We start from the raw sequence: 13335 nt of genomic DNA on the forward strand, positions 1-13335 counted from the left end.
TCGGAGTTAGGCTTACCTTAGTTCGTGCTGAGGTGCTGACCCGATCAGGAAAGAGTGCGTCCGATGGCTGATGACGTCGCATTGAGCGGCATTCCGCTGACCATGCTGTGGACCCTGCACAACCGTGGTGCGGAGGTCAAGCGCGCCGACGCGGTCCTGACCGATCCGGACTGTGAACGCCTCTACGACACCATCGATTTCGACTACACGCGGACCTTCGGCGAGCCCGACGGCACCCACGCTGTACGTTCGGCCCGCTTCGATGAGGCACTACGGCCGTGGCTGGCCGCGCATCCCGGCGGGACCGTGGTGGAACTGGCCGCCGGGCTCGAGACCCAGTTCCAGCGGTGCGATGACGGCGCGGTGCGATGGTTGTGCGTCGATGTGCCCGAGGCGATCGAGATCCGCACTCGATTCCTGCCGCCGACGCCGAGGTGTGCGTACCTGCCGATCAGTGCGCTGGATCTGACCTGGCTCGACCACGTCGACCCCGAGCGCGGTGTCTTCATCACGGCGCAGGGGCTGTTGATGTACTTCGCGCCCGACGACGTGCGCCGCCTGGTCACCGCGATTCTCGAACGATTTCCCGGCGTGGAGCTGATGTTCGACACGATCCCGCCGTGGTTCTCCCGCAAGACCGTGCGCGGGTTCCACACGACGCCGGACTACACGGCGCCGCCGATGCCGTGGGGGATCGAGCGCAGCAAGATCGCGGCGCTGCTGCGGTCGTGGAGTCCGGCGGTCGGCGAGGTGACGGTGAGCTCCTACGGTCCCTCGCACGGTCCGCTGGCCGCGACCCTGCCGATCTTCGGCGCGTTGCCGTTGCTGCGCGATGTGCCACCGGCGATCGTGCGGGTGCGGTCGCGCTGAATCACCAACTGCCGGTCTCGATCTCACCGGTCAGGTAGCGCTGTACGACTGGGCCGACGGCATCGACCACGGCATCGATCGGCATCGAGGCCAGCGGTTCCAGTGCGATGATCTTGCGGGCGGTCAGGACCCCGATCATCTGGGATGCCGCCAGCGAGACCCTGGCGCGACCGTCGTCGTCGGCGGTGGCGATGCGCACCCGGACCCGTTCCAGCACCACCTGGAGCAGGAACGTGCGCGCGAGGTTCTGATCGCCGCCCGCGAAGATGCTGCGGACCATGGCCACGATGCCGGGTCCGGCGGGGGAGTCCCACACGGTGACGACCGCGCGCACGATCGTCGCGCCGAGCGCGGCGATCGGCGCGGCGTCGACGGCTCTGAGCGTGGTGTCCGGGTCGACCGGGAAGTCCACGGCGGCGGCGAACAGCTGCTGCTTGTTGCCGAAGTAGTGGTGCACCAGCGCCGGGTCGACATCGGCATCGGCCGCGATCGCGCGGATCGAGGTCTTGTCGAACCCGGCGCCGGCGAACCGGACCCGCGCCGCGTCGAGGATCGCCAGCTTGGTGTCGGCGTTGCCCGGCCTGCGTCCGGTGCGCCCGGATTTCGCTGTGCCGGCACCGGATTCGCCGTCACTCATCGTGGATCCTCTCGTCGGGTCGTGTTCGCTACGGGGTGCGTCGACGCAGAGTAGCCGCGGCGAGGCCCAGTGCCACCAGTGCGAACCCGGCGACGACGGCGATATCGCGCCACATCGCAGCTGTCGGCTCCGCGTGAACCGACACCTGCTGGAGCGCGTCGACCGCGTAGCTCAACGGCATCACATTGCTGATCGCCTCGAGCCAGCCGGGCAGCCGGTCGCGCGGTACCAGCAGCCCGCACAGGAAGATCTGTGGCGCGACGATCACCGGCATGAACTGCACGGCCTGGAATTCGGTGCGCGCGAACGCACTCGCCAGCAGGCCGAGCCCGACGCCGCACACCGCGTCGACCATCGCGATCAGCATGACCCAGCCCGGGCTGCCCGCGGCGGTCAGTCCGAGCAGCCAGAACGCGACCACGCAGGCGACCGCGGCCTGCGCGGCGGCGGCGAGGGAGAACGCGCTGCCGTATCCGGCGAGCAGGTCGAGCTTGCTCAGCGGTGTGGTGAGCAGTCGTTCGAGGGTTCCCGATGTGCGTTCGCGCTGCATCGCGATCGCGGTGATCAGGAACATCACGATGAACGGCAGGATCCCGAGCATCGTGATGCCGACCCGGTCGAACATCGTCAGCGGGGCGTGCGGCGGGCGCGGTGCGTCCTGGTAGATGAAGTACAGCAGCGTCATCAGCAGGGCGGGGACCACCAGGATCATGGCGACGGTGCGGTGATCGTTGCGCAGTTGTCGCAGGATCCGGGCGGTCGTGGCGGTGTAGGGGCGCAGGGTGGTCATGCGTGCTCTCCCATCGTGATCAGGGTCAGGAAAGCGGCCTCGAGGTTCTGTTCGTCGGTGCGCTCGCGCAGTTCGTCGGGGCTGAGCTGGGCGAGCAGGTTGCCCTCGCGCATCAGCAGCAGCTTGTCGCAGTGCTCGGCTTCGTCCATCACGTGACTCGACACGAGCAGAGTCGTTCCCGCCGCGGCCAATTCACGGAACTGCTTCCACAGTTCCACGCGCAACACCGGATCGAGGCCGACTGTCGGTTCGTCGAGTACCAGGAGTTCCGGCTTGCCCACGAGCGCGCATGCCAGGGATGCCCTGGTCTTCTGGCCACCGGAGAGCTGGTCGCCGAGCTGATCCGCGTGATCGACCAAACCGACTGCGACGAGCGCGGATTCGGTGTCGTCGCGGTCGCGCCCGTAGAGCGCGGCGTAGTACGCCACGTTGTCGCGGACGCTGATGTCGGCGTAGATGCTCGGCGCCTGGGTGACGTAACCGACCCGGCGGCGCAGCCCGGCGCTGCCCGCCGGTTCGCCGAGCACCGTGACGGTGCCCGATTCCACCAGCTGCGTTCCCACGATGCTGCGCAGCAGGGTGGTCTTCCCGCAACCGGACGGTCCGAGCAGGCCGGTGATCGAGCCGCGGGGGATATCCAGGGTGAGGCCGTGCAGGACGGGGCGTTTTCCGCGTTTGACGGTCAGGTCCGCGACCCGGACGGCGATCGGTGGCGGTGCGGTGCGCGACATGGTCGCCTCAATTCATCGAGTGTTGAATTCACTACGTGATGAATTTAGCGCGATGGTTTCGAGGTGGCAAGGTCAGTGGGCGTGTCCCGGAGGTGTCGCGGCCTGCTGACCTGGTTCGACAACGGTGAACTGGCCCATCATCCCGACATCCTCGTGCCACAGCAGATGGCAGTGATACATGTACGGCGTCGTCGGATCGGCGGGCCCGTCGAACCGTAGGGCCAGCGTCGTCGCCGTATTCGGTGGCAGGAAGATGGTGTCCTTGGCGCCGGTCAGCTCGGGCGGGGGTGGGCCACCGTCGTACTCGAGCACCCGGAACTGCACATCGTGGACGTGAAAGTTGTGCGGCATGCCGTCGATGTTGCGCACGACCCAGGTCTCGGTGGTGCCCCGGGTGACCGTGGTGTCGATGCGGCTCATGTCCATGCGCTCGCCGTTGATACCGGCCAGGGTCAGGTCGAAGCGCCGTTGCATGACCGAGTCGGTCCCATCGGGAATCGACAGCGGCACAAGAGTTTCCGGTAACCCAGCGGAGGGGCGCAAGGTCGCCGCCGCGCGCAGTTCGAGCACATCGAACGTGTCGTCACCGCCCGAGAACCGGTTCGACCAGAAGTCGAGACCCGCCGCGAGTTTCTCGCTGCGCAACACCGTGCGCTCACCGGGCCGCATCCGCACCACGATCTCCGCGCGTTCGCCGGGTGAGAGTCGCAGGTGATCGAGGGTGGTGGGGCGTTCGAGCAGGCCGCCGTCGGAACCGATCATCGCGAACGCGCGGGCGTCGTCGAAGGCGAAGGTGTAGATCCGCGCGGTCGAGGCATTGAGCAGGCGCAGCCGCACCAGTTCGTCCCCGACTTCCCGATAGGGGGACAGGGTGCCGTTGACCATGGTGCGGTCGCCGAGGAAGCCGATGTCCCGGAAGATCGCGTGCGCGCTGTCGAGGCGGCTACCGCGCAGACGCATGTCCTGCACGATCACCGGGATGTCGTCCACGCCGTAGGTGCTGGGCAGCGGCAGTTCCGCACTCGGTGCGTCATCGATCAGGAACAGGCCCGCCAGGCCGCGGCGCACATGGTCCTCGGTCGCGCCGTGCGGGTGCGGGTGGTACCAGAGAGTCGAAGCCGGTTGATCCACAGTCCATTCCGGTGTCCATGTCGCACCGGAGTCGACCATCTGGTGCGGTCCGCCGTCCATGGCGGCAGGCAGGTGCATGCCGTGCCAGTGCACTGTCGATGCCTCGGGGAGCTGGTTGCGCACCTGGACCCGCACGCGTTCGCCGCGGGCCGCGCGCACGGTGGGGCCGAGGTAGCTGCCGTTGAAGCCCCACGTCTCGGTGGCGCGACCGGGCTCGAATGTGGTTGTCCCGGTGCGCATATCGAGGGCGAACACCCGTGTTCCGGTGGAGTCGACTGTCGAATCCGCCAGCGGCGGGATGCGCAGTGGCTGAGTGAATTCCGTGGTGCCGACCGTCGAGATGTCGGCGGAGCTCCAGGTCCACGCCACCCCGGCGCCGATCGCGGTGACCAGGGTGACGGCGAGGGCGCACGCGCCGAGCAGGATGCGGCGTAGCCGGCGTGGGGGAGAAGCCATGCGTCGACGGTAGGGGCGCGAACCCGGCGCCACATCCGGGTGCGTCCCCGGTGCGACCCTGATTTCCGGTCGCGGATTTCAGGGTTTCCCGCAGGTCAGGACCATGTGACTTGGATCACATCGCCGGGTTGTCACGTTCCTGCGAGCTGCTTTGTCCCATGAACATCCCACCGACAGGAGTACCGCAATGACCACCACTACGCACCGCATCGTCGTCCTCGGGGCCGGCTACACCGGCATGCTGGCCGCGATCCGCCTGGCCCGGCGCACCAGAAAACTGGATGTGGCGATCACCCTGGTCAATCCGTCGGCCCGCTTCACCGAGCGGCTGCGGATGCACCAGATCGCCGCCGGTCAGGAGCTCGCCCACCACGATATCCCGGAAATCCTCGACGGCACCGGCGTCGAATTCGTGCAGGGCTGGGTCACCGCGATCGACCCCACCGCGCGGCGCGTCCACGTCGACGGCATCGGCGAACTCGCCTACGACGAGCTGATCTACGCCCTCGGCAGCACCGCCGAGACCTCCCTGGTGCCCGGCGTCGCCGACCACGCCTTCACCCTCGACGACCCGCGCCTCGCCCACGAATTCGCGGGCAAGCTCGCCACCCTCGCGGCGCAGGGTGCCCGCGTCGCCGTGTGCGGTGGCGGACTCACCGGTATCGAAGCCGCGACCGAGATCGCGGAAAGCCACCCCGGTCTGCGCGTCACCCTGATCAGCTCGGGCGAGCCGGGCGCGATGATGGGCGGCAAAGCCCGCGCCCACCTGAACAAGGCGATGGACCGGCTCGGCATCGTCCGCGACATCGGCGTGCGCGTCGCCAAGGTGCAGCCCGACGCGGTCGAGCTCGCCGACGGCACGGTGATCGGCGCCGACCTCACGCTGTGGACCACCGGCGTGCGGGTCTCACCGCTGGCCGCCGAGGCGGGGATCGAGACCGACGCGCGTGGCCTCATCGTCGTGGACCCGACACTGAAGTCGTTGTCGCACCCCATGATTCACGCCATCGGTGACGCGGCCGCCGTCCGCCAGGAGTGGGGGCAGGTGCACGGTACCTGTCAGAGCGGCCTGCCGACCGCTGCCTACACCGCCGACCTGATCGCCGCCGAACTGCGCGGCAAGACAGTGCGGCCGTTCCGCTTCGGGTACTTCCACCAGCCGGTCAGCCTGGGCCGCCGCGACGCGGTCATCCAGTTCACCAACGCCGACGACACCCCGCGCCGCCTCTACCTCACCGGCTGGGCCGCGCGCATCTACAAGGAGCTGGTCAGCAGCAGCCCCGTTCCGACGTTCAAGGCCAGTAAGAAGATGACCATGAACGTGCAATTGTCCAAGGGCGGCAAGGTGACTCGCGCCGTCGCGTGAACAGCCTGCACCGTCGCCGATCGGGCGCCGAGCCTGCTCGGCGCCCGATCGACTGGCCACCGTGACGGAGCGTGCGACATGGTAGATCGTATGGCCGATCAGGATCCGTTTCTCGAACACCGCCGCCTGCTGTTCGCGACCGCTTACCGCATGCTCGGTACCGTCACCGACGCCGAGGACGTCCTGCAGGACACCTGGCTCAAGTGGAACGACACCGACCGCGCCGCGGTCACCCATCCCAAGGCCTACCTGGTCCGCACGGTCACCAATCTCTCGCTGAACCGTCTCACCTCCGCCCGCGCGACCCGCGAAAGCTATGTCGGCCCCTGGCTTCCCGAGCCGGTCCTGACATCGCCCGATATCGCCGAGGACACCGAATTGGCCGACACCGTCTCCACCGCCATGCTCGTCGTGCTGGAAACCCTCACCCCCGTCGAACGCGCGGTGTTCCTGCTGCGCGAAGTGTTCGGCTACTCGCATGCCGAGATCGCCGAAGCCCTCGAACGGTCCGAGGCGAGCGTGCGCCAGATCGCGCACCGCGCGAAGAACCACGTCCACTCGCGACGTCCACGATTCGATACCGACAAGGCCGCCCGCGCCCAGGTCACCGCACAGTTCATGGCCGCCTGCGCAGGCGGCGACCTCAATGCCCTGATGGACCTGCTCGCCCCCGATGTCACGTGCTGGTCCGACGGCGGCGGCGTGGTCACCGCCGCCCGTCGCCCCCTGCACGGACCCGACCACGTCGCCCGCTGGATCCTGGGCGTCCTCGCCAAACCGTCGTCCGCGGGTTTCGAACTCACCGCGACCGGCATCAACGGTGAGCTCGGCACCCTGGCCTCCTTCGCCGGAAACCCCGGCGCCGCCTTCACTTTCGACCTCGTCGACGGACACATCCAGAATCTGCGCTTCCAGGTCAACCCCGGCAAGCTGGCCGGGCTGTACCGCGGCACCGACCTGCTCGGCTGAGCAACCCCTCGCTGACCGTTTGTCGCGCCGGGACGAGCTCGTCCCGGCCGAGAACCCCTCCTGCATCAGGGGTGAAACCTCGTCCCGCGCTGGGTTCGCGCGAACCGGTCACTGGCCCTACCATTCTGCCGTGTCAAGCAATCTCAACGACCGGGCCGAAGGTGGCCAGGTCAGGGCCTCGACCCTGGAACTGTTCTTCGACCTGGTCTTCGTTTTCACGATCACCCAGCTCACCCACGTGTTCGTGCACCATCCGGGATGGGAAGCAGTTCTGCAGGTCTCGCTGATGTTCGGCGTGATCTGGTGGATGTACAGCGGGTACGTCTGGCTGACCAACGAGGTCGCGCCGAGCTCGTCCTCGCGCCGGACCTGGTTGCTGGTCGGGATGTCGGCGTTCTTCATGCTCGCGCTCGCCGTGCCCGACGCCTTCCACGGCACCGGTGTCGCCTTCGGCATCGGCTACCTGCTGGTGACCGCGATCCACACCGCGATGTTCGCCTCGGCGGGCGGGGCGTCGGCCGTCCTGGCGATCCGCCGGATCGGGCCACTCAACGCGGTATCGGCCACCCTGGTCGTGGCGGGCGGCTTCACCCACCCGCCACTGCAATACATGCTCTGGGCAGGGGCTTTCGCAGTACAGATCCTCAGCCCCTACCTCGTCGACACCGCCGGGTTCCGGGTGCGCGTCTCGCACTTCTGCGAGCGGCACGGGCTGGTGGTGATCGTCGCGCTCGGCGAATCGATCGTCGCCCTCGGTGTCGGGCTGGCAGGCGAACCGATCACCGTCGCGCTGCTGGCCATGGTCGCGTTGGGGCTGGCGCTGGCGTACGTGCTGTGGTGGGCCTACTTCGGTTTCGACGACGAACGCGGCGAGCACGCGCTGGGCGAACGACCCGACCTAGAACGGGTGCGGCCTGCGCTCGTCGCCTACGACTATGCGCTCTATCCGCTCCTGGTCGGTGTCATCCTCACGTCGGCAGGGATCGCGCTCAGCATCGCGCACGGCGGCGAACCGGTGAGCTGGGCCGCCGCGGGCGCGTTGTCCGGCGGCGTCGCCCTCTACTTCGCCGGACAGTCCTGGTTCCGGACCGCGCTCGGTCTGTCCGGTGCCCGCGGCAGGCTGCTCGGCGCCCTCGCCGTCGCCGCCACCACGCCGATCGGGGTGTATTGGCTCGCCTGGGGCCAACTCGCCGCCCTGGTAGCGGTCGCCTACGCGGTGGTGATCGTCGACGATCGGCGCATCCTGCGCGCCGGGCAGCACAGCGCCTACGCCTGAGTACCGATCGCGTCGGCGTACCTTCGGCCACGCGCGGCAACGGAATGCCGCGCGTGGGTGCCCGACTGGGCGACAATGGCGGTCGTGTCCGCCCAGGAACTGGCCGTCGATCCCCCTACCGCCGCCCGCAGGTTGCTCGGCGCGATCCTGTGGTCGGGACCGGTGGCGCTGCGCATCGTGGAAGTCGAGGCCTACGGCAGCAACCCCGACGGACCGTGGCCCGATCCGGCCGCACACTCCTGGCCGGGGCCGACGGCCCGCAACGCGGTGATGTTCGGCCCGGCCGGGCGGCTCTACGTCTACCGCTCGTACGGAATTCATCTCTGTGTCAACGTGACCGGTGGCTACGACGGTGAGGCAGGTGCGGTGCTCGTGCGCGCGGCGGAAGTAGTCGAGGGCATCGACCTCGCCCGCGAACGCAGGCCCGCCGCCCGCACGGACGCCGATCTGGCGCGGGGGCCGGGCAATGTCGGCAGCGCGCTCGGCATCAGCATGTCCGACTACGGAACCGAGCTGTTCGACCCGTTCTCCGCGCTGCGCCTCGCACTGGAACCACCGGTGCCGCAGTCCGATATCGCCACCGGTCCCCGAGTGGGTGTCAGCGTGGCCGCCGAGATCCCGTGGCGGTTCTGGCTACCGGCCTCGCCCGCCGTCTCGGTCTATCGGCGCAGCCCACGCGCGCCGATGCCCTAGCGACGATTTCGACAGACTTCGCCGACAGCGATGAGTTTTCCGGCGACGGTCCGTCCTATCTGTTGAACGCGCTACCAACCCGGCGCGACCGACTCGAAGGACGAGACCATGACCACTGCGACCCCCTCCGCGAACCTCTCCGACGCCGCCGGCTACCGCCCCGGCAAGATCCGCAACCGCGTCCTGTGGACCCTGCAGATCGTGCTCGGCCTGTTCTTCGTCATCGCCTCCGGCGGCCCGAAGCTCGTCATCCCGAACACGTTGATGGACAACGCCCCCGAGAACCTGACCATCCCGATCGGGCTGCTGATCTTCATCGGAGTCGTCGAGGTGGCGGGCGGAATCGGCCTGATGGTGCCGCGCCTGTCCGGCCTGGCCGCCGCCGGTCTGTCCGTGCTCACGGTGCTCGCCGCGGCGACGCAGGCCTTCATCGCCGACAAGCCCGCGATGGGGATCTTCCCACTGGTGCTGGCCGCGATCTTCGCCTGGATCGCCTACGAACGCCGCGCCACCATCACCGCGCTGGTGCGATGAGCCACCACTCGACACGCTGACAATCGCCGGAGCCGTGAGGTTCCGGCGATTGTCGGCGTGCCGAGAGTTCGGTGACGGAGCTGATCTCGTGCTCCCGATTTCGTCGCCGAACCCAATAGGGCGAATCCCTCGCAGGTGCGACGATCGAGAACCACGTCGAGAAGACCGTACGAGCAGGAGCGCCCGTGTTCACTTTCCCCAGTAGTGACGGCACCACGATCCACGTGCGGAGCTGGCTCCCCACCGAGACCGAGCCGCGCGGGGTCGTGCAGATCGCGCACGGCATGGGCGAACATTCCGACCGCTACAGCCACCTCGCCGAACGACTGGCCGGTCTCGGGTTCGCCGTCTATGCCGACGACCACCGCGGGCACGGGCTCAGCATGGGTGCCGTAGCGGGTGACCTGGGCCCCGACGGCTGGAACCTGCTCGTCGCCGACGAGGTCGCGCTCACCGAGATCCTGCGCGAACGTCACCCCGGGCTGCCCGTCACCCTGATCGGCCACAGCCTCGGCTCCTTCGCCGTGCAGCAGTACCTGCTCGACCATTCCGGCCTCGTCGACGAGGTGGTGCTGAGCGGCACGACCGCGGTCGACGGCCTGTTCGGCGAGATCGCGGCCGCCGGTGGTGACCTGATCGGCTTCTTCAACGCGGAGTTCCAGCCCACCCGCACCGACGCCGACTGGATCAGTCGCGACGAAGCCCAGGTCGACGCCTACAACGCCGACCCCTGGTGCGGTTTCGCCATCGACGACGCCAACATGGGCCTGCTCGCGGGCAACGCCCAGACGCGGCTGTCCGATCCGAGTACCGTGCGCGCCGACCTGCCCATCTACGTGATGGTCGGCGACAAGGACCCGCTCAACAACAAGCTCCGCCTGTCCGACCTGCTCGTCCAGCGCTACCGCGACGCGGGCCTTGCCGACCTCACCTACCGGGTCTACGCGGACGCCCGCCACGAAGTCCTCAACGAAACCAACCGCGACGAGGTCGAAGCCGATCTGCTCGCCTGGCTCACCCGCGCACGCGACTGACGAACCGCATGCGGAAAGATGGGTCAGCGTGACCGGCGACATCTTCGACGAACTGACCTGGCGCGGCCTGATCGCGCAGTCCACCGACCTGGACGAGCTGCGCGCTGCCGCGGCCACCGCGCCCCTGACGCTCTATGCCGGCTTCGACCCGACCGCCGCCAGCCTGCACGCCGGCCACCTCGTCCCGCTGCTCGCGCTCAAGCGCTTCCAGCTGGCCGGGCATCGGCCGATCGTGCTCGCCGGCGGCGCGACCGGCATGATCGGCGACCCACGTGATGTGGGCGAACGCATCATGAACTCGACCGACACCGTCGCCGAGTGGGCACAGCGCATCCGGGGCCAGCTCGAGCGGTTCGTCGACCTCGACGAGTCGCCGACCGGTGCTGTCATCGTGAACAACATGGACTGGACCGGCCCGCTGTCGACCATCGACTTCCTGCGCGATGTCGGCAAGCACTTCTCGGTGAACGTGATGCTCGCCCGCGACACCGTCAAACGGCGGCTCGAAGGCGACGGCATCTCCTACACCGAGTTCAGCTACATGCTGCTGCAGGCCAACGACTACCTGCAGCTGCGGCGCGAGCACGGTTGCACGCTGCAGGTCGGTGGCTCCGATCAGTGGGGCAACATCATCGCCGGCGTCGAACTGAACCGGCGCGTCGACGGCGCGCATGTGCACGCGCTCACCGTGCCGCTGGTGACCTCGGCCGACGGCAAGAAGTTCGGCAAGTCCACCGGTGGCGGCAGCCTGTGGCTCGACCCCGAACTGACCAGCCCCTACGCCTGGTACCAGTACTTCGTGAACACCGCCGACGCCGATGTTGTTCGCTACCTGCGCTGGTTCACCTTCCTGAGCCGCGAAGAACTCGACGAACTCGAGCAGGCGACAGCGGAACGTCCCTTCGCCCGCGAGGCGCAGAAGCGCCTGGCCGCGGAGATGACCACGCTGGTGCACGGCGAGGCCGAGACCCGCGCGGCGGAACTGGCCAGCCATGCCCTGTTCGGCCGCGGTGAGCTCGGCGAACTTCCGCTGTCCACGCTCGGCGCCGCGTTGCGCGAAGCCGCGGTCGACGGCAAGGTCGCCGAGGTGGTGCCGGGTGAACCGAACACGATCGTCGACCTGCTCGTCGCGTCCGGCCTGTGCGAAAGCAAGGGCGCGGCCCGCCGGGTGGTCAACGAAGGCGGTGCGTCGGTGAACAACCAGCGGGTGAGCGACCTCGATTGGACTCCCTCCGATGCCGACTACCTGCACGGCGAGTGGCTGGTGCTGCGGCGCGGAAAGAAGAACATGGCGGGCGTGCATCGGATAGCCTGACGTCGTTGCGGAGGCCTGAGTCACATGCGTGTGATTCAGGCCGGCGCAAGGGCTGAGCGCACCGCCGTGACCTGCGGAGATCCGGTGCTGTCCAGGCGATTTGACGCGGCGTTATCCGGCGCGTAACTTATTGGAAGTCAGAGCGACACGGACACCAACCCGGAGCCGAGACGCTAGCCCGAGAGGCTGGCGGGCCATGGGAAAACGCGGTAGTACGGGGAAACGCCTGACAGAGCTGAAGATCTTGTGACCAGGCTTACGATTGACTTCGTCTGGACGTGAGGTTAGGCTGGAACAGTTGCCCTTCGGAAGATCCGGAACGATCCGGTCATTCCGTTTGTGCGTGTGTTCTTTGAGAACTCAATAGTGTGTCGATGAATGTCAGTGCCAATATTTATATTGGTTCCAGCTTTCATGTACCCCCCGGTCATGGAGGTTGGACATTGAAAAACAACAGCGAAACTTTTTTGCTGGTGTTTGGCTTTGCTAGGTTTTCGGACTCTAGTTAGATAATTTTGATTGCACCTTCGGGTGTTTTCGAGAGTCTTCAACGGAGAGTTTGATCCTGGCTCAGGACGAACGCTGGCGGCGTGCTTAACACATGCAAGTCGAGCGGTAAGGCCCTTCGGGGTACACGAGCGGCGAACGGGTGAGTAACACGTGGGTGATCTGCCCTGTACTTCGGGATAAGCCTGGGAAACTGGGTCTAATACCGGATATGACCCAAGGTTGCATGACTTTGGGTGGAAAGATTTATCGGTACAGGATGGGCCCGCGGCCTATCAGCTTGTTGGTGGGGTAACGGCCTACCAAGGCGACGACGGGTAGCCGACCTGAGAGGGTGACCGGCCACACTGGGACTGAGACACGGCCCAGACTCCTACGGGAGGCAGCAGTGGGGAATATTGCACAATGGGCGAAAGCCTGATGCAGCGACGCCGCGTGGGGGATGACGGCCTTCGGGTTGTAAACCCCTTTCGACAGGGACGAAGCGCAAGTGACGGTACCTGTAGAAGAAGCACCGGCCAACTACGTGCCAGCAGCCGCGGTAATACGTAGGGTGCGAGCGTTGTCCGGAATTACTGGGCGTAAAGAGCTTGTAGGCGGTCTGTCGCGTCTTCTGTGAAAACTTGGGGCTCAACCTTAAGCTTGCAGGGGATACGGGCAGACTAGAGTACTTCAGGGGAGACTGGAATTCCTGGTGTAGCGGTGAAATGCGCAGATATCAGGAGGAACACCGGTGGCGAAGGCGGGTCTCTGGGAAGTAACTGACGCTGAGAAGCGAAAGCATGGGTAGCAAACAGGATTAGATACCCTGGTAGTCCATGCCGTAAACGGTGGGTACTAGGTGTGGGTTTCCTTCCACGGGATCCGTGCCGTAGCTAACGCATTAAGTACCCCGCCTGGGGAGTACGGCCGCAAGGCTAAAACTCAAAGGAATTGACGGGGGCCCGCACAAGCGGCGGAGCATGTGGATTAATTCGATGCAACGCGAAGAACCTTACCTGGGTTTGACATACACCGGAAACCTGC

At 66.9% G+C, this 13335-nt stretch carries 12 protein-coding genes and 1 rRNA gene; 9 read left to right on the forward strand and 4 right to left on the reverse strand.

Features of this window, described 5'->3' with window-relative positions; translation table 11 throughout:
- Positions 1–63: 63 nt before the first annotated feature.
- Positions 64–870: a class I SAM-dependent methyltransferase gene (locus ACWDXS_RS30725; RefSeq protein ID WP_387448191.1), complete on the forward strand. Its 807-nt coding sequence runs from the start codon at positions 64–66 to the stop codon at positions 868–870.
- A 1-nt stretch (position 871) separates the two neighbouring features.
- Here the strand turns inward: ACWDXS_RS30725 and ACWDXS_RS30730 are convergent, their stop codons facing one another.
- The 4 genes from ACWDXS_RS30730 to ACWDXS_RS30745 form a co-directional block, all read right to left on the reverse strand.
- Positions 872–1507 (reverse strand): TetR/AcrR family transcriptional regulator, encoded by a 636-nt coding sequence (locus tag ACWDXS_RS30730; RefSeq protein ID WP_449971050.1) that lies wholly within the window; start codon positions 1505–1507, stop codon positions 872–874.
- 28 nt (positions 1508–1535) lie between these two features.
- A complete protein-coding gene (locus tag ACWDXS_RS30735; RefSeq protein ID WP_378994269.1) occupies positions 1536–2297 on the reverse strand; it encodes an ABC transporter permease in 762 nt (253 codons plus the stop codon).
- The gene (locus ACWDXS_RS30740) at positions 2294–3028 is read right to left on the reverse strand and encodes an ABC transporter ATP-binding protein (protein ID WP_449971053.1); all 735 of its coding nucleotides are present in this window, start codon (positions 3026–3028) and stop codon (positions 2294–2296) included. Before ACWDXS_RS30740 ends, ACWDXS_RS30735 begins: the two co-directional genes overlap by 4 nt.
- A gap of 72 nt (positions 3029–3100) precedes the next feature.
- On the reverse strand, positions 3101–4615 hold the full coding sequence (locus ACWDXS_RS30745) for a multicopper oxidase family protein (protein WP_449971056.1): 1515 nt from the start codon (positions 4613–4615) through the stop codon (positions 3101–3103).
- Between the two features lie 187 nt (positions 4616–4802).
- Between ACWDXS_RS30745 and ACWDXS_RS30750 the strand changes: the two genes are divergently transcribed.
- The 8 genes from ACWDXS_RS30750 to ACWDXS_RS30785 form a co-directional block, all read left to right on the forward strand.
- Positions 4803–5981, forward strand: coding sequence for an NAD(P)/FAD-dependent oxidoreductase (locus ACWDXS_RS30750; RefSeq protein ID WP_449971059.1), 1179 nt, complete (start codon positions 4803–4805; stop codon positions 5979–5981).
- Positions 5982–6059: 78 nt separating this feature from the next.
- Positions 6060–6950, forward strand: coding sequence for an RNA polymerase sigma-70 factor (locus ACWDXS_RS30755; protein ID WP_378994278.1), 891 nt, complete (start codon positions 6060–6062; stop codon positions 6948–6950).
- Between the two features lie 130 nt (positions 6951–7080).
- On the forward strand, positions 7081–8226 hold the full coding sequence (locus tag ACWDXS_RS30760) for a low temperature requirement protein A (RefSeq protein ID WP_449971062.1): 1146 nt from the start codon (positions 7081–7083) through the stop codon (positions 8224–8226).
- A gap of 84 nt (positions 8227–8310) precedes the next feature.
- A complete protein-coding gene (locus ACWDXS_RS30765; RefSeq protein WP_378994282.1) occupies positions 8311–8919 on the forward strand; it encodes a DNA-3-methyladenine glycosylase in 609 nt (202 codons plus the stop codon).
- A gap of 108 nt (positions 8920–9027) precedes the next feature.
- Positions 9028–9453, forward strand: coding sequence for a DoxX family protein (locus ACWDXS_RS30770; protein WP_378994284.1), 426 nt, complete (start codon positions 9028–9030; stop codon positions 9451–9453).
- Positions 9454–9638: 185 nt separating this feature from the next.
- Positions 9639–10487 carry an alpha/beta fold hydrolase gene (locus tag ACWDXS_RS30775; RefSeq protein WP_449971066.1) on the forward strand — a complete coding sequence of 283 codons (849 nt, stop codon included), beginning with the start codon at positions 9639–9641 and terminating at the stop codon, positions 10485–10487.
- 28 nt (positions 10488–10515) lie between these two features.
- Positions 10516–11802, forward strand: coding sequence for a tyrosine--tRNA ligase (gene tyrS, locus ACWDXS_RS30780; RefSeq protein ID WP_449971069.1), 1287 nt, complete (start codon positions 10516–10518; stop codon positions 11800–11802).
- Positions 11803–12349: 547 nt separating this feature from the next.
- Positions 12350–13335, forward strand: a 16S ribosomal RNA gene (locus tag ACWDXS_RS30785); the annotation flags it as partial.

The organism is Nocardia sp. NPDC003183 (genome assembly GCF_053590715.1).